At 63.6% G+C, this 15,774-nt stretch carries 14 protein-coding genes; 8 read left to right on the top strand and 6 right to left on the bottom strand.

Annotated features, from left to right (window positions below):
- Window positions 1-5: 5 nt before the first annotated feature.
- The gene (locus BRAD3257_RS38935) at window positions 6-1,241 is read right to left on the bottom strand and encodes an LLM class flavin-dependent oxidoreductase (RefSeq protein WP_122406255.1); all 1,236 of its coding nucleotides are present in this window, start codon (window positions 1,239-1,241) and stop codon (window positions 6-8) included.
- Between the two features lie 238 nt (window positions 1,242-1,479).
- On the opposite strand from BRAD3257_RS38935, the gene BRAD3257_RS38930 reads away from it, so the two are divergent.
- Both BRAD3257_RS38930 and BRAD3257_RS38925 read left to right on the top strand, forming a co-directional pair.
- A complete protein-coding gene (locus BRAD3257_RS38930) occupies window positions 1,480-2,880 on the top strand; it encodes an MFS transporter (RefSeq protein WP_122406254.1) in 1,401 nt (466 codons plus the stop codon).
- Between the two features lie 154 nt (window positions 2,881-3,034).
- Complete coding sequence (locus tag BRAD3257_RS38925; protein WP_122406253.1) at window positions 3,035-4,192, top strand: extracellular catalytic domain type 1 short-chain-length polyhydroxyalkanoate depolymerase; 1,158 nt, start codon at window positions 3,035-3,037, stop codon at window positions 4,190-4,192.
- Between the two features lie 176 nt (window positions 4,193-4,368).
- Here BRAD3257_RS38925 and BRAD3257_RS38920 read toward each other — a convergent pair whose 3' ends face one another.
- A complete protein-coding gene (locus BRAD3257_RS38920; protein ID WP_122406252.1) occupies window positions 4,369-4,683 on the bottom strand; it encodes a hypothetical protein in 315 nt (104 codons plus the stop codon).
- 181 nt (window positions 4,684-4,864) lie between these two features.
- On the opposite strand from BRAD3257_RS38920, the gene BRAD3257_RS38915 reads away from it, so the two are divergent.
- On the top strand, window positions 4,865-5,236 hold the full coding sequence (locus BRAD3257_RS38915; protein WP_122406251.1) for a winged helix-turn-helix transcriptional regulator: 372 nt from the start codon (window positions 4,865-4,867) through the stop codon (window positions 5,234-5,236).
- Between the two features lie 2 nt (window positions 5,237-5,238).
- Here the strand turns inward: BRAD3257_RS38915 and BRAD3257_RS38910 are convergent, their stop codons facing one another.
- Window positions 5,239-5,907: an MBL fold metallo-hydrolase gene (locus tag BRAD3257_RS38910; protein WP_122406250.1), complete on the bottom strand. Its 669-nt coding sequence runs from the start codon at window positions 5,905-5,907 to the stop codon at window positions 5,239-5,241.
- Window positions 5,908-6,068: 161 nt separating this feature from the next.
- On the opposite strand from BRAD3257_RS38910, the gene BRAD3257_RS38905 reads away from it, so the two are divergent.
- The gene (locus BRAD3257_RS38905; RefSeq protein ID WP_122406249.1) at window positions 6,069-7,667 is read left to right on the top strand and encodes an alpha-amylase family glycosyl hydrolase; all 1,599 of its coding nucleotides are present in this window, start codon (window positions 6,069-6,071) and stop codon (window positions 7,665-7,667) included.
- 216 nt (window positions 7,668-7,883) lie between these two features.
- On the opposite strand, the gene BRAD3257_RS38900 is transcribed toward BRAD3257_RS38905, so the two are convergent.
- Window positions 7,884-9,584: an alpha-amylase family protein gene (locus BRAD3257_RS38900; protein ID WP_122406248.1), complete on the bottom strand. Its 1,701-nt coding sequence runs from the start codon at window positions 9,582-9,584 to the stop codon at window positions 7,884-7,886.
- A gap of 270 nt (window positions 9,585-9,854) precedes the next feature.
- Between BRAD3257_RS38900 and BRAD3257_RS38895 the strand changes: the two genes are divergently transcribed.
- Complete coding sequence (locus BRAD3257_RS38895; RefSeq protein WP_122406247.1) at window positions 9,855-10,343, top strand: MmcB family DNA repair protein; 489 nt, start codon at window positions 9,855-9,857, stop codon at window positions 10,341-10,343.
- A gap of 130 nt (window positions 10,344-10,473) precedes the next feature.
- On the opposite strand, the gene BRAD3257_RS38890 is transcribed toward BRAD3257_RS38895, so the two are convergent.
- A complete protein-coding gene (locus tag BRAD3257_RS38890; RefSeq protein ID WP_162500526.1) occupies window positions 10,474-11,028 on the bottom strand; it encodes an ActR/PrrA/RegA family redox response regulator transcription factor in 555 nt (184 codons plus the stop codon).
- 102 nt (window positions 11,029-11,130) lie between these two features.
- Complete coding sequence (locus tag BRAD3257_RS38885; RefSeq protein WP_122406999.1) at window positions 11,131-12,453, bottom strand: ActS/PrrB/RegB family redox-sensitive histidine kinase; 1,323 nt, start codon at window positions 12,451-12,453, stop codon at window positions 11,131-11,133.
- A 108-nt stretch (window positions 12,454-12,561) separates the two neighbouring features.
- Here BRAD3257_RS38885 and BRAD3257_RS38880 point away from each other — a divergent pair, with 108 nt between their 5' ends.
- The 3 genes from BRAD3257_RS38880 (at window position 12,562) to BRAD3257_RS38870 (ending at window position 15,686) form a co-directional block, all read left to right on the top strand.
- On the top strand, window positions 12,562-13,365 hold the full coding sequence (locus BRAD3257_RS38880) for an ABC transporter ATP-binding protein (protein WP_122406245.1): 804 nt from the start codon (window positions 12,562-12,564) through the stop codon (window positions 13,363-13,365).
- 52 nt (window positions 13,366-13,417) lie between these two features.
- Window positions 13,418-14,236 (top strand): ABC transporter permease, encoded by an 819-nt coding sequence (locus tag BRAD3257_RS38875; RefSeq protein WP_122406244.1) that lies wholly within the window; start codon window positions 13,418-13,420, stop codon window positions 14,234-14,236.
- 121 nt (window positions 14,237-14,357) lie between these two features.
- Window positions 14,358-15,686 carry a polyhydroxyalkanoate depolymerase gene (locus tag BRAD3257_RS38870; RefSeq protein ID WP_122406243.1) on the top strand — a complete coding sequence of 443 codons (1,329 nt, stop codon included), beginning with the start codon at window positions 14,358-14,360 and terminating at the stop codon, window positions 15,684-15,686.
- Window positions 15,687-15,774 lie beyond the last annotated feature (88 nt).

Genomic DNA, 15,774 nt, shown 5'->3' with positions numbered 1-15,774 from the left:
GCTGCCTACCGCTTTGCCGCTTCCTTCTGCAGGTCCGGGGCGTTGACGGCGGGAATGGCGACGCGGCCGGGGCCGGTCACCTTCAGCGCCTCGGCGGCCTTCTCGTTCTCCAGGATCTTGGCCATCACCGCCTGACCCGCACGCTCGAAGATCGCGCGGTTCTCGATCACGAATTTCTGCGACTTGCGAAGACCGTCGATATAGCCGTTGATCTCTGGCACGACGTAGCGCGCCACCATGTCCCAGCTGCGGCGCGTGGCTTCCGGATTGGCCCAGTCGTGCACGAAGCCGATGATGGCGCCGACGCCGCCGGAGACCTGCATCACGTTCTTGATGGTTTTGACGAGATCGTCGGGCGTGCCGATCGTGGACGCGGCGCCCTCGACGAACGCGGTCTTGTCCACGGCTTCATCGGGCGAAGAGAACGCGGTGAGCCCCGGCCGCTGCAGCGTGCCGACATTATATTCGTTGTGCCAGCGCATCAGGCCGGCGCCGGCCTCACGGCGGGCTTGTTCACGCGTTTCGGCGATATGCCAGGTCAGCAGCACGCGCCAGTCGGCGCGGTCGACCTTTGTGCCATGCTTCTTGGCGGCATCTTCGGCGAACTGCCACTGCTGCTGCAGCGACATCAGGCCTTGTGTGGTCATCGATCCCAGCGAGATGATGCCGATGCCGTATTTGCCGGCCAGCGTCATGCCGGAGGGCGAGATCTGCGAGGCCACCACGAACGGCATCTCCTCCTGCAAGGGCAGGATCTGCAGCGCGGCATCGTTCATCGTGAACCAGTCGCTCTTGGCGGTGACGCGCTCGCCGTTGAAGAGGCGGCGGATGATGCCGATCGCCTCGTCCTGACGGTCGCGCTGGGTCATCGGATCGATGCCGAGCGTGTGCGCATCGGAGGCCAGCGCGCCCGGACCGGAGCCGAAGATGGCGCGGCCGCCGGTCATGTGGTCGAGCTGCACCATGCGCTGGGCGACGTTGAAGGGATGGTGATAGGGCAGCGACACCACGCCGGTGCCGAGCTTGATCCGCTTCGTGCGCTCGCCGGCGGCGGCCAGGAACATCTCGGGCGATGCGATCATCTCCCAGCCGGAGGAATGATGCTCGCCGCACCAGAACTCGTCATAGCCGAGCGCATCCAGCTGCTCGACCAGGTCGAGATCGCGCCGGAACTGCAGCATCGGATGCTCGCCGATCGGGTGATGCGGGGCAAGGAAGGCTCCGAATTTCAGGCGCGCCATGGCGTTCTCTCCGGCTGGATTTTCTGCTTGTTGAAGCGGCGAGGCTACGTGCTCGCGGAAGCGAACGCAATCGCACGATGTCCCGCATGACGGAATGCAGACATGCGTTGAATCTTCCTCCTGTCCCCGCTTGCGGGGAGAGGCGAAGAGAAACGCGCGAAGCCTACCTGTGAGGTAATCGCGGTGCCACTCGCGATCTGAAATCATCGGGGCAACCATAGTCCAAAGTCGTGCCCCAATGCATCAGATCGTCACAAAGCCGCTCGATTCGACCCGCCGCTGGTGGGTGCTGGCCATCGTCGTGGCCGCCCAGTTCATGTTCGGCGTCGACGCCTTCGTGGTCAATGTCGCGATTCCCACCATCGCCGTCGAGCTGAAAGCCTCGCCGGCCGAGATCGAATCCGTCATCGCGATCTACCTCATCGCCTATGCCACGCTGGTCGTGACCGGCGGCCGGCTCGGCGACATCCACGGCACAAAGGATGTCTTCCTGGCCGGCGTGCTCGGCTTCACGGCGACCTCGCTGTGGTGCGGACTCGCACAATCCGGCGTCGAGCTGATCGTCGCGCGGCTGGCGCAGGGCGCGACCGCGGCGTTGATGGTGCCGCAGGTGCTGGCGACGCTGCATCTTTTGTTCACCGACGACGAGCGCAACCGCGCCTTCGCCATTTACGGCATCGTGCTCGGGCTTGCGGGCGCCGCGGGCTTCCTGCTCGGCGGTTTTCTCGTCACAATCGATCTCGCGGGCACCGGTTGGCGCTCGGTGTTCTTCGTCAATGTGCCGTTTGGCCTTGTCATCGCGACTGCGGCCTGGCGCATCATGCCGTCGGTGCGGCGACGGGCGGGTACAAGGCTCGACATCAGGGGCAGCGTGGTGCTGTTCGCGGGGTTATTGTGCCTGATCGGCCCGCTGCTGTTCGGTCACGATCTCGGCTGGGCGCCGTGGCTGTGGGCGGTGATGGCAGTCGGCGGCGTGATCCTCACCGCGTTCCTGAGGCTGGAGCAAGCGGTCGCAGCCGCCGGCGGCATGCCGTTGGTCGATCTCACGCTGCTGGCGGACGCCGCCTTCCTGCGCGGCCTCGGCGCCGTCTTCTTTTTCTTCCTTGCCAATCTCTCGTTCTATCTGGTGATGACGCTGTTCATGCAGCGCGGCCTGAATATCACACCGCTCGCGGCCGGCATGGCCTTCATTCCGCTGGCGCTCGCCTTCGTCGTGGCCTCGCGCCACAGCGGTGTGCGGGTACGGCATCGCGGCACCAAGGTGTTGACTGAAGGCTGCATGTTGCAGATCGCAGGTCTTGCGGCGCTTGCGCTTGTTGCGGGCCGTGTCGATGCTCCGTCGCCGCTCCAGCTCGCGCTGACCATGATCATCTTCGGCTACGGTCAGGGACTGGTGATGGCACCGCTCTCGGGCGCGGTGCTCTCGACGGTGAAGCCCGCCGCCGCAGGCTCCGCATCCGGCATATACGGTACGATGGCGCAGATCGGAAATGCGGCCGGAGTGGCCGCAATCGGCGCGGTGTTCTTCGCGATCGAATCATTGCAATCAGCGCGCGCAGGATTCCTCGTGTCGCTCGTGCTGTTTGTGACATTCATCATGATCTGTGCCGCATTTCTGGCGCGGATGCGCCGTGTATAGGCACGAAGTTGAGGCGCGACGGTTAATGCATGCGGATTCCAGCGGATTTCCCGCGATTTTCGCTGGGATTGACAGCGCACGGTCTTTTTATTTTGCAACGCAGCAACTATCTGGTTGGGCTGGACGTTGGAATGTCGCCCACCAGGAAGCTGCCGTGTCGTTAGCCCGAAATGTCGATCTGTTGAGACGTCTGCCCAAGCTGGACGGTCTGCGCTTTGCCGAGCTCGGCCGCAGCGCGGATTCATCCAGCCCGCTGCGAGAGGTCACGGGCTTCGGTGACAATCCGGGGGCCTTGCGCATGTTCGCCTTCGTGCCGGCGCAGCTGCAGAAGCCGCGCGCGCTCGTCGTCGTGCTGCATGGCTGCGGCCAGACCGCGGCCGCTTACGATCTCGGCGCCGGATGGTCGACGCTGGCGCAGCATTACGGCTTCGCGCTGTTGATGCCCGAGCAGCAGCGCATCAACAATGCCAACACCTGCTTCAACTGGTTCAATCCGGAGGACACGATGCGCGGCAGCGGCGAAGCGCATTCGATCCGCGAGATGATCGCGCATATGGCGGACGCGCACCGCATCGATTCCAGGCGCATCTTCATCACCGGCCTTTCCGCCGGCGGCGGCATGACGTCGGTGATGCTCGCGACCTATCCGGAGGTCTTCGCGGCCGGCGCTGTTATCGCCGGATTGCCCTATGGCATCGCCTCGAATCTGCGCGAGGCGCTGGACGGCATGTTTCATTCCCCGGCGCGTCCTGCGCGCGAGCTCGGCGATCTCGTACGCAGCGCCTCTGATCATCGCGGGCCCTGGCCGAAGATCTCGGTGTGGCATGGCAGTGCCGACCGCACTGTCAATCCCGGCAATGCCAACGAGATCGTCAAGCAGTGGCTCGACTTGCACGAACTGCCCGAAGTGCCGATGGCGGAGACCAATGTCGACGGCTATCCGCGTCAAACCTGGTGGAACAACGACGGCGAGACGCTGGTCGAGTCCTACGCCATCACCGACATGGCGCATGGCACGCCGCTTGGGCTAGCCGACAACGACCAGCGCTACGGCATGGAAGGCGCGTTCCTGATCGAGGCCGGCATCTCCTCGTCCTATCACATCGCAAAGTTCTTCGGCCTGACCGGCTGGATCGCGGAAGCGAAGAAGAAGGTGGAGGCAAAGCCGGCTCTGACGCCCGCACCACATCTCGCCCGCTCGATCCGCTCTGCGGTCGCAGAGCCGGCCGAGCCGAAGCGAGAAAAGTCTTACGGCTTCGATCTCGGCCAGATCATCACGCGCGCGCTGACCGCCGCGGGGCTGATGAACTAGCTCGCCGCTGTCGTCCCGGACAAGCGCGCCCGAAGCGCGCGCCGATCCGGTACCCATAACCACACGCGGATGTGGTTGCGGGGACCCGGAGTTATCAGGCCGCGTCAAACTTCTCCCTGTGGTTATGGATCCCGCTTGTCCGGGACGACGGCGGAGCTTGTGGCGGCGCCGTCGACTCAGCCCGCCGAAGCTATCGTCTGATCGATCACCTCGATCGGCGTCACCGTCACCTCGCCGCCCGCAATCTTCCGCGTCATCTCCTGATAAGCCCTGAAGAAGTCGCGCGATTGCAGAGCTTTTTGCGCGCCCTCATCGCTGGCGCTGGCGAGGTGGAAATAGCTGCCCTCGTCGCGCGCCTTCAGGACGCGATAGAAGATACGTCCTTTCAGCTCCGGATCGCCGTCGATCGCCTTGATGAAGCGGGCGATCTCCCGGTGCCATTCTTCCGTCGTGCCGTTCTTGAACTGGTATCTGATCATGAAGTGCTTCATGCGACGCTCCTTGGTTCGTCTTGTGCGTCATCATCTGCGCCTTGCGCGCGGTCCTGCAAGTATGGACAAAATTGATAGTATGGACTTTTTCGCCGCCGCTCCTATTCTTGCCGCGTGGCGTTTTCGAGCGAAGTGGATGCCGGTTCGCGTAAGAAAACTGGCTGCGCATGGAGGAGACGACATGGCGAAGGCAAGAGCGATCCCGCTGCGCGCCTGTCCGGTTGCGGCGTTTCAGAAGATGATCAGCGGCAAGTACAAGCTGCGCATCGTCTGGGATCTCAAGGATGGCCCGCGCCGCTATGGCGAGATCAGAAGCGGTCTGCTGCGCGGCACCGAGGGCAGCGCCGCGATCACGCCGCGCGTGCTCAGCCGCGAATTGAAGGCGCTGACCGAGAGCGGCCTGATCGACCGCAAGGATTTCGGCGAGGTGCCGCCGAAGGTGGAATATCGCCTCACGCGCAAGGGCAAGAGTTTCGTGCCCGTCGTCGCCGCCATTCGCGAATGGGGCGAGCGCCATCTCGGCGAGCCCGTGCTCGCCGAGGCGGCGGAGTAGTCCTACATCTCGCCGGTGATGAACGGATTGGTCATCCGCTCCTGGCCGATGCTCGAGCCGGCGCCATGGCCGCAGATGAAGCCGACATCGTCGCCGAGCGGCAGCAACTTCGTCTTGATTGAATTGATCAGCGTGGCGTGACTGCCGCCGGGCAGGTCGGTGCGCCCGACCGAGCCAGCGAACAAGACGTCGCCGACATGGGCGAAACGCAAGTCCTTGTTGAAGAACACCACGCTGCCGGGCGAATGGCCGGGGCAGTGCAGGATGTCGAATTGCAGGCTTCCAATCGACACGCTGTCGCCTTCGTCGAGCCAGCGGTCAGGCGTGAAGTCGCGACCTCCGGTCATGCCGAAGCGCGCGCCGCTTGCGACGACATTGTCGAGCAGGAACTTGTCCGCGACATGCGGACCCTCGATCGGCACCCTCAGTGCATCGCGCAGCTCGGCCGCGCCGCCGACATGATCGATATGGCCATGGGTCAGCCAGATTTTCTCGACGGTGACGCCCGTCTGCTTGATCGCTTCCAGGATCTTCGGCACGTCGCCGCCGGGATCGATCACCACGGCCTTCTTGGAAGGCTCATCCCAGATGATGGTGCAGTTCTGCTCGAACAGCGTCACGGGAACGATGATCGCGCCCGCCTTGGCTTTGGTGTCGTTTTGCTCGGTCATGACCTCACAATGCCGATTTTTGCCGAGCCGCCAAGCAAAAGATTCGGGCCGCCTCCCGGGAACACCCGTCACACGGCCGTTCCAATTGGCCTGCCAATTTGAACCGGGGCGTTGCTGTCGCGTTCTCCCGCGCAAGGCGTAGATTCGGGTGGTCTTCCGGCATGGCTCACGGCAACGAGAATTGGTGGCGCGACGGCATCTTCTATCAGATCTATCCGCGCTCGTTTCAGGACTCCAACGGTGACGGTGTCGGCGATCTCGCCGGCATCCTGCGGCGGCTGCCTTACGTCAAATCGCTCGGTGTCGACGCGATCTGGCTGTCGCCGATCTTTCCCTCGCCGATGGCCGATTTCGGCTACGACATCTCCGATTATGTCGGCATCGAGCCGCTGTTCGGCACGATGGCGGATTTCGATGCGCTGCTCGCGGCCGCCCACGACAATGGCCTCAAGCTGATCCTCGACCTCGTGCCGAACCACACCTCCGACCAGCATCCCTGGTTCATCGAGAGCCGCGCCTCGCGCGACAATCCCAAGCGCGACTGGTACATCTGGCGCGATCCGGCACCCGGCGGCGGCGTGCCGAACAACTGGCTGTCCGAGTTCGGCGGCAGCGCGTGGCAATTCGACGAGACGACGGGCCAATATTACTATCACGCCTTCCTCGCCCAGCAGCCGGATCTCAACTGGCGCAATCCGGAGGTTCGCACCGCGATCTATGACGTGATGCGATTCTGGCTGGACAGGTGCGTCGATGGTTTTCGCGTCGACGTGATCTGGCACCTGATCAAGGACGCCGAATTCCGCGACAACCCGCCGAACCCGCATTATGTCGAGGGTCGGCCGCCGAACGAAAGAATCCTGACGCAATACTCGACCGACCAGCCGGAAGTGCATGACGTCATCGCCGAGATGCGGCGTGTCACCGATTCCTATGGCGCGCGCGTCCTGATCGGCGAGATCTATCTGCCGCTGCACCGCCTGATGGCCTATTACGGCAACGATCTGACCGGCGCGCAGATGCCGTTCAATTTCGCGCTGCTCTCGACCTTCTGGAGCGCGCGCTCGATCGAGAAGATCATAGAGGATTACGAGAGGTCGCTGCCGCGCGGCGCCTGGCCGAACTGGGTGCTCGGCAATCATGATCGCCCGCGCGTGGCGAGCCGGGTCGGGCCGGAGCAGGCCCGCGTCGCGGCCATGCTGCTGCTGACGCTGCGCGGCACGCCGACGCTTTACTACGGCGACGAGATCGGCATGCACCAGCTCGCGATCGCGCCGGAGGATGTGCGCGATCCCTTCGAGAAGAACGTGCCCGGCATCGGTGTCGGCCGCGACGGCTGCCGCACGCCGATGCAATGGGATTCGTCGAACTTCGCCGGCTTTTCGGAGGTGAGGCCGTGGCTGCCGCTGCCGGAGGACCATATCCACGAGAATGTCGCCAATCTCGAAGCCGATTCGCGCTCGATCCTCAATCTCTACAAGCGCCTGATCGCCGTGCGGAGGGGCTGTCCCCCGTTGGTCGTAGGCGATTATCATCCGGTCGCGGCGCAAGGCGATCTCCTGATGTACCGCCGCGAGGCCGGCGGCAGGACGGTGATTGTGGCACTCAATCTCGGTCCCGATCCGATCGCGGTGACCACCAGCGCGATCGGTTTCGACAGCAGGATATTGCTCTCGACGTTTCTGGATCGCGAAGGTGATGGGATCGAAGGCGTGCTGGATTTGCGCGGCAACGAGGGGGTCATCGTCGCTCCACCCTAGCTGTCGTCCCGGATGGGCGCAGCTCTTGGCAACGCCAAGCGTTGTGGAGGGCGGAGCGACGATCACCATAGCCACAGGGAGCTGTTTTGCGACGATTCGGAGTTGCCGGGTCGCTCCACTCTTCATTCTGCGGTTATGGGTCCCGGATCTACGCGCGCTCGAGGCGCGCTTGTCCGGGACGACAGCTGTGAGCGTGGGGACAGCGAAGAGACCACATCACCCCCGATGCTTCTTATCCCGCACCGTAGCTTCGTCGATGTCGCTCCGCTTCAACAGATAGTCCAGCCCGCCGACGCGGTACCAGCGGTAGCCGTATGGCTCCAGCACGACGCGGTGCTGGCCGCGCTTGTCGGCGTGGCTGTGGTCCTCCGCAAGCAGGTTGATCAGGTGCGCGCCAGTCTCGCCGGGCAATCCGGCCGAGAACGCGATCTCGCGCGGTTTCTCATCGAGATTGTGCACGAACAGCACCGAATTGTTGCGCCAATCATAGCGCATGATGAACACGGCGGGATCGCGCACGGGAATGACCGCAAAATCGCCCCAGCCGACTTCCGGCACCTCCTTGCGCATGCGGACGATGCGCTCGGTCCAGTTCAGCATGGAGTTGGGATCGCGCCGCTGTTTTGCGACGTTGACGTGCGGAAAGCCATAAGGCCCCTTGTCGATGACGGGGCAGGCCGGCTTGTCGCTCTTGGTGAAGCCGCCATGCGGCTCGGTCGACCATTGCATCGGCGTGCGCGAGCAATTGCGTTCGGGCAACGAGAGATCGTCGCCCATCGCGATCTCGTCGCCATAGCGGATCACCGGCGTCCCCGGCAGCGTGCACATCAGGCTGTAGGCGAGCTCGAGCCGCCGGCGGTCGCCGCCCAGCATCGGCGCGAGGCGGCGGCGGATGCCGCGGTCGTACAGCTGCATGTCCTTGTCGGGGCCGAAGCATTTGAACACGACCTCGCGCTGCGTCTTGGTCAATCGTCCGAGATCGAGCTCGTCGTGATTGCGCAGGAACAGGCCCCATTGCGCCGTCGCCGGCCGCGGCTTGGTCGCCTTCAGCGCCTTGGCCAGAGGGCGCGAGTCGGCTGAGGCCAGCGCGTAGAACAGATGCTGGTTGACATGGAAGTTGAACATCATGTGCATGCGGTCGGCATCGCGGCCGAAATATTCGATGTCGGTCTTCGGCAGCACATTGGCTTCGGCGAGGATGATGGCGTCGCCCTGGCGCCATTGCAGGAATTCGCGGAACGCGCGCAGCATGTCATACTGCTCGACCGGCTTCTTCACCTTCGCACCCTTGGTCGCGATCACGAAGGGCACGGCGTCCATGCGGAAGCCGGAGACGCCGAGCTGGATCCAGAAGCCCATGATCTTGAGGATCTCAGCCTGCACGTGCGGATTCGAGGTGTTGAGATCGGGCTGGAAATTGTAGAAGCGGTGGAAGTACCAGGCGCCAGCCTCCTTGTCGTGCGTCCAGGTTGATTTCTGCACGCCGGGAAACACCATGCCCTCGTTGGCATTGCCGGGCTTCTTGTCGGACCACACGTACCAGTCACGATAGGGCGAGCTCTTGTCGCGCCGCGCCTCCTTGAACCAGTGGTGCTGGTCCGAGGTGTGATTGACGACGAGGTCGATGATGACGCGGATGCCGCGCTGCTTGCAGCCATGGGCGAACTCGACGAAGTCGCCCAGCGTGCCGTAACGGGCGTCGACGCTGTAATAATCGGCGATGTCGTAGCCGTCGTCGCGGCCGGGCGAGGTCTGGAACGGCATCAGCCAGATCGCGGTGATGCCGAGCCCGTGCAGATAATCGAGCCGGCGGAGCAGGCCCTTGAAGTCGCCGACACCGTCGCCATTGGCGTCCATATAGGAGCCGACGGAGAGGCAATAGATCACGCCATTCTTGTACCAGAGATCGTCGATCATGCGCGCAGCCTGGGTGGTTCCGCCCGGGTGCGGCGGCTGCGTAATAAGTGTTAAGGGCGAGTGCGGTTCCGCACTCGCCGTCGGGGCGCGCGCAGCGCGAGCCCGGGACCCATAACCACAGGCAGCAGTTTTGCGAAGAGTCGGAGTTACCTGCTTTGCCCGACACGTCTCCCTGTGGTTATGGATTCCGGGCTCGCGCTGTGCGCGCCCCGGAATGACGGGTGGGGGGAGACAGTGTCCGCGCTTCATGGAATCGGCTATCTTGCCCCCATGGACAACACCGCCCGCATCGCCCTCGTGCCGCCGCCCGATCGCCGCCAGTCGGAGACGGCGCTCGCCATCGCGCGCGGCACGGCGCGGCTTTTGCGCTCGCTCGGCTTCTCCTGCATCAGCGAATTGCCGCTGCCGTCGGGCCGGCGCGCCGATCTCGTGGCGCTGAACGAGCGCGGCGAGATCTGGATCGTCGAGATCAAGTCGTCGGTGGAGGATCTGCGCGCCGACCAGAAATGGCACGAATACCGCGCCCATTGCGACCGGCTGTTCTTCGCCTTCACGCAGGATCTGCCCTGCGAGATCTTTCCTGAAGACACCGGCCTGATCATCGCCGACGCCTATGGCGCGCACTTGCATTGCGAGGCGCCCGAGCACAAGCTGGCTGCCGCCACGCGCAAGCAGATGACGGTGCGATTTGGAATGGCAGCAGCGCTTCGGATCAACCGCCTGGTCGATCCTCAGGGTCACGTCGACTTTTGGGAGTAGGATGGTTCCGGTGCATTGCTGCGCAGAGCCGGGACCCAGCAGACAGTGGTTCAAGCCGAGGCATGGGCCCCGGCTCAGCAGCGCATCACTTCGCGCTGCGCTGCGTCCCGGGCACGAGTACGGCTGAAACTCACCGCGGCGCGCGCTTCGCCAGAATCCGCTGCAGCGTGCGCCGGTGCATGTTCAGTCGGCGCGCCGTTTCCGAGACGTTGCGGTTGCACATCTCGTAAATGCGCTGAATGTGCTCCCAGCGGACGCGGTCGGCCGACATCGGATTGGTCGGCAGCTCGGACTTTTCCGCATTGGTCGAGAGCAGTGCGGCGACGACGTCGTCGGCATCCGCGGGCTTGGAGAGATAATCAATCGCGCCCATCTTCACCGCGGTGACGGCGGTGGCGATGTTGCCATAACCGGTCAGCACGATCGCGCGTGCGTCCGGGCGCTTCTTCTTCAACGCCGAGACCACGTCGAGGCCATTGCCGTCACCGAGCCGCAAATCCACCACCGCGAAGGCCGGGGCCGACTTGCCGATCTGCGCAAGTCCGTCGGAGACAGTGTCGCATGATGTCACGGCAAAGCCCCGTGTCTCCATGGCGCGCGACAGCCGCTCCAGGAACGGTTTGTCGTCCTCAACGATGAGCAGCGAGCGGTCGGTCTGTTCGTTCAGTTCGGCGATGGCGTTCAAGGTTGTGTCCTCTCTCCAGCGCATTGACATATGGCGTCGCAATCGCGCGGTGCCAAGGCGGCAAATCGTCGATCCGCCCCGTTGTGCGACGCAAGGTCGCGGCTATCCTATTGTTTGTTCGAGCGTCTCGATAGCCTCAAAACGCTGTCTCGGCCATGTGATCTGAACCACGGCGCCGTGTTCCGGAAAGATCCGGTTGGTAAACGAGACCTTGGCTCCGGTGCGTTCGAGCAGGGTTCGCGCGATGAACACGCCGAGGCCGAGGCCACGCCGTTCGCCGCCGCCGTCATCCTGGGTGCGCCGCCGCGACAGATAGGGCTCGCCGATCCGATTGAGGATATCGGGCGGAATGCCGGGGCCATCGTCGGAGATCACGAGCTCGATATTGTCCTTGTTCCACCAGGCGTTCACCTCGACGGTGGTGCGAGCGAAATCGACTGCGTTCTCGACGATGTTGCCGATACCGTAGAGGATTGCCGGATTGCGCGAGCCGACCGGCTCGGACGCCGCCGCCACCGCGATCCGAACCTTGATCTCGACGCCGAAATCGCGGTGTGGCGCCACCACCTCCTCGATCAGCTCCGACAGTTTCATGCGGTCGAACGGTGCTCCGGTGGAGGAGAGCTGGGTGATCTTGCTCAAGATGTCGCGGCAGCGCTGGGTCTGCTCGCGCAAGGTCTTCAGGTCGGCGGCGATGCTCGCGTCCTTCACCGTCTTCTCCAATTCGCGCGAGATCAGGAAGATGGTTGCGAGCGGCGTGCCGAGCTCGTGCGCGGCCGCGGCAGCAAGGCCATCGAGCTGGGTCAGATGCTGCTCGCGCGTCAGCACCAGCTCGGTCGCGGCCAACGCGTCGGCAAGCTTGCGCGCTTCCTCGGTCACCTGGAAGGAGTAGAGGCTGGTCACGCCGATCGCGAGCGCGATCGAGAGCCAGACGCCGACGAGATAGATCGGCGGCAGCACCAACGGATCTTCGGAATCCCACGGCAGTGGAAAATGGAAGAAGAACAGCGCCGACGCGCAGGCAACCGCGAGCAGGCCGAGGCCGAAGGTGAAGCGGGCCGGCAGCGCGGTCGCCGAGATCAGCACGGGCGCGAGGAACAGGAACGAGAACGGGTTCTGCAGTCCGCCGGTGAAGAACAGCAGACCTGCCAGCTCCACGATGTTCAGCGCGAGGAGGCCAGCCGCCTGCATCGGCTCCAGCCGCCGCATCGGATTGGCCGCGGTCTGGAGCGCCAGATTGAGCGTCGCCGACAGCGCAATGATGCTGACACAGGGGACGATCTCGACGTTGAACTCGAGCCCCTGGGCCACGATGAAGATCGCGGCGAGCTGGCCCAGCACCGCCAGCCAACGCAGCCGCAGGATGGTGTCGAGGCGGATATGCCGCTGCGCGTGGCGGAAGTCGGAATCGGCAATTTCGGTCATATCGGCCAATGTGGCGGTGCCTTCCAAGTCACAAACGCGCGGCTCACGGAACCTGCCAGGAATTACAAGCCTTGCGCTCTTCGCTGCAATAGCAGAAGAACGGCCAGCATGACCGAGAATGACAAGGCTTCAAGTCGGCCGACTGTCGCGGATCGCATTTCGCCCGCGGCAATCGCGGTCGATCGCCTCGTCAAGGTCTACAAGCAGACCCGCGCCGTCGACGACATCTCCTTTTCGCTTGCGCGCGGCAGCATTACCGGGCTCCTCGGCGGCAACGGCGCCGGCAAGACCACGACCATCGCGATGATCATGGGTCTGGTACTGCCGACCTCCGGCCGCGTCCAGGTGCTCGGTCACAGGATGCCCGAGGACAGCGCAGCCGTGCTGGGGCGGATGAATTTCGAGAGCCCTTACGTCGACATGCCGATGCGGCTCACGGTGCGGCAGAATCTCACCGTGTTCGGCAAGCTCTATGCAGTGAAGAATCTCGCCGACCGCATCGCTGAGCTCGCCGAGGATCTCGACCTCGGCGATTTCATCGACCGCGCCAACGGCAAGCTCTCCGCCGGGCAGAAGACCCGCGTTGCGCTGGCGAAAGCGCTGATCAACCAGCCCGAGCTGCTGCTCCTGGACGAGCCGACCGCCTCGCTCGATCCTGATACCGCCGACTGGGTGCGCGCGCATCTGGAGCGGTACCGCCGGAACAAAAACGCCACCATCCTGCTGGCCTCGCACAACATGCTCGAGGTCGAGCGGCTCTGCGACCGCGTCATCATCATGAAACGCGGTCGGATCGAGGACGACGACGCACCGGAGGCGATCATGGCCCGCTACAACCGCACCACGCTGGAGGAGGTGTTTCTGGACGTCGCGCGCGGCCGGGTGAACGGCGCAAAGGAGGCGGCGAGGTGAGCTGCAATCGTAGATGGGGTAACGGGTCTCATCCGAGCTGCGCGGTGCACCCATGACCGAACTCTCCCTCCACCGCGGCATATCCGTCCATCGCATCGGCGCGATGATCCTGCGCTATTGGTACCTCCTCATGTCGTCCTGGCCGCGGCTGCTCGAGCTGTTGTACTGGCCGGCACTGCAGGTCATCACCTGGGGCTTCCTCCAGCTCTACATCGCCGAGAACGCCAATTTCTTCGCGCGCGCCGGCGGCACGCTGATCGGCGCCGTCATCCTCTGGGACATCCTGTTCCGCGGCCAGCTCGGCTTCTCCATCTCGTTCCTGGAGGAGATGTGGGCGCGCAACATCGGCAACCTCATGATGAGTCCGCTGAAGCCGATCGAGTTTCTGCTGTCGCTGATGGTCATGAGCCTGATCCGGCTCGCGATCGGGATCATCCCCATGACCCTGCTCGCGCTGGTCCTGTTTCACTTCAACGTCTATGCCCTCGGCCTGCCGCTGATCGCGTTCTTCTGCAATCTGATCTTCACGAGCTGGTCGGTCGGCATCTTCGTCTCGGGCCTGGTGCTGCGCAACGGCCTCGGCGCCGAGAGCATCGTCTGGACCCTGATGTTCGCCATCCTGCCGCTGGCCTGCGTCTATTATCCCGTCAGCGTGCTCCCTGCCTGGCTGCAATACGTCGCCTGGGCGTTGCCGCCGACCTACGCCTTCGAGGGAATGCGCGCGCTGCTGATCGAGCACGCCTTTAGGACCGATCTGATGCTGGAGGCGTTGGCCATCAACGCGGTGCTGCTGGTTGCTTCTTTTGGGGCATTCCTTGCCCTATTGCGCAGCGCCAGAAGGCACGGCTCGCTGCTCTCGAGCGGCGAATAACGTCACTTTCCCGTGGATTCAGGCTGATTTACTCGTTTCGGCTACGTAGATGTACGGAACCACGCATTGACGCAATATTGCGCATCCGGCAGTATGTTGCGATGCGAAGAGGAATATAACGATGCCCATTGGTGAGTTCGGCGGCGCGCCGCCCCTGGCTGCAGAAGGCAGTCCGGTCCTGACGACGCCGATGTACTGGATGTACGAGATGGCTCAAGCCTCTCTCAATCCGGCACGAGCGGTCACCGACGCAACCAAGTTGCTGTTTCAGAATCCCCTCAATCCCTGGGCTCGCACCGAGGTCGGCAAGTCGGTCGCCGCGGCCTGCGAATTGTTCGAGCGCACCACGCGCCGCTATGGCAAGCCGGAATGGGGTATCGACGACACCGAGGTCAACGGCATCCGCGTCCCCGTCGAAATCCGCTCGGTCTGGGAAAAGCCGTTCTGCAAGCTGCTCTACTTCGACCGCAAGTTCGCCCGCCCGCTGCGCAGCCCTCAGCCGCGCGTACTGATCGTGGCCCCGATGTCCGGCCATTATGCGACGCTTCTGCGCGGCACGGTCGAGGCCTTCCTGCCGGCGCATGAGGTCTACATCACCGACTGGGCCGATGCCCGCATGGTGCCGCTGAGCGAAGGCCGCTTCGATCTCGACGACTACATCGACTATGTCATCGAGATGCTGCACATTCTCGGCGGCAACACCCATGTGATGGCGGTGTGCCAGCCCTCCGTGCCGGTCGTCGCGGCCGTCTCGATCATGGAAGCACGGCGCGATCCGTTCGTGCCGACCTCGATGACGCTGATGGGCGGACCCATCGACACCCGCCGCAATCCGACCGCGGTGAACAACCTCGCCCAGGAGCGCGGTATCGACTGGTTCCGCAACCACGTCATCACCAAGGTGCCGTTCCCGCATCCGGGCATGATGCGCGACGTCTATCCGGGATTCCTGCAGCTCAACGGCTTCATCAGCATGAATCTCGACCGGCACATGGATGCCCACAAGCAGCTGTTCGCCAATCTGGTGAAGGGCGATGGCGACCTCGTCGACAAGCATCGCGACTTCTATGACGAATATCTCGCGGTGATGGATCTCTCGGCCGAGTATTACCTGCAGACGGTCGACACCGTCTTCGTGAAGCACTCGCTGCCGAAGGGCGAGATGACCCATCGCGGAACCCGCGTCGATCCTTCCAAGATCAAGCGCGTCGCGTTGATGACGGTCGAAGGCGAGAACGACGACATCTCCGGTCTCGGTCAGACCGAAGCTACGCACACATTGTGTAGCGCGATTCCCGATCATCGCCGCGTTCATTACGTCCAGAAGGGCGTCGGACATTACGGCGTGTTCAACGGATCGCGTTTCAAGTCGGAGATCGTGCCGCGGATTCACGATTTCATGGTTTCGGCTTCGAATCCGAGCTCGTTGCAGGCTCTTGCGGCCGAATAACCTCCAGATTTCGGCTTTCCCGTCGAAATCTCAGCCCCTGGCGGAGCTTCCAGCGGGGGCAAGTTCCCTCCAGATTCGCGGTATTTAG

This window comes from Bradyrhizobium vignae (assembly GCF_900324035.1).
GTDB lineage: Bacteria > Pseudomonadota > Alphaproteobacteria > Rhizobiales > Xanthobacteraceae > Bradyrhizobium > Bradyrhizobium vignae.
The sequence above is the reverse complement of the archived record's forward strand: the minus strand, read 5'-3'. Positions and strand labels throughout refer to the sequence as shown.

What these genes read in the sequence shown, in the direction of transcription:
- BRAD3257_RS38870 (WP_122406243.1), top strand. Translation starts at nt 14,358, where the DNA reads ATGCCCATTGGTGAGTTCGGCGGCGCGCCGCCCCTGGCTGCAGAAGGC.
- BRAD3257_RS38900 (WP_122406248.1), bottom strand. Translation starts at nt 9,584, where the DNA reads ATGATCGACGATCTCTGGTACAAGAATGGCGTGATCTATTGCCTCTCC.
- BRAD3257_RS38935 (WP_122406255.1), bottom strand. Translation starts at nt 1,241, where the DNA reads ATGGCGCGCCTGAAATTCGGAGCCTTCCTTGCCCCGCATCACCCGATC.
- BRAD3257_RS38915 (WP_122406251.1), top strand. Translation starts at nt 4,865, where the DNA reads ATGGCGAAGGCAAGAGCGATCCCGCTGCGCGCCTGTCCGGTTGCGGCG.
- BRAD3257_RS38875 (WP_122406244.1), top strand. Translation starts at nt 13,418, where the DNA reads ATGACCGAACTCTCCCTCCACCGCGGCATATCCGTCCATCGCATCGGC.
- BRAD3257_RS38885 (WP_122406999.1), bottom strand. Translation starts at nt 12,453, where the DNA reads ATGACCGAAATTGCCGATTCCGACTTCCGCCACGCGCAGCGGCATATC.
- BRAD3257_RS38905 (WP_122406249.1), top strand. Translation starts at nt 6,069, where the DNA reads ATGGCTCACGGCAACGAGAATTGGTGGCGCGACGGCATCTTCTATCAG.
- BRAD3257_RS38880 (WP_122406245.1), top strand. Translation starts at nt 12,562, where the DNA reads ATGACCGAGAATGACAAGGCTTCAAGTCGGCCGACTGTCGCGGATCGC.
- BRAD3257_RS38910 (WP_122406250.1), bottom strand. Translation starts at nt 5,907, where the DNA reads ATGACCGAGCAAAACGACACCAAAGCCAAGGCGGGCGCGATCATCGTT.
- BRAD3257_RS38920 (WP_122406252.1), bottom strand. Translation starts at nt 4,683, where the DNA reads ATGAAGCACTTCATGATCAGATACCAGTTCAAGAACGGCACGACGGAA.
- BRAD3257_RS38930 (WP_122406254.1), top strand. Translation starts at nt 1,480, where the DNA reads ATGCATCAGATCGTCACAAAGCCGCTCGATTCGACCCGCCGCTGGTGG.
- BRAD3257_RS38895 (WP_122406247.1), top strand. Translation starts at nt 9,855, where the DNA reads ATGGACAACACCGCCCGCATCGCCCTCGTGCCGCCGCCCGATCGCCGC.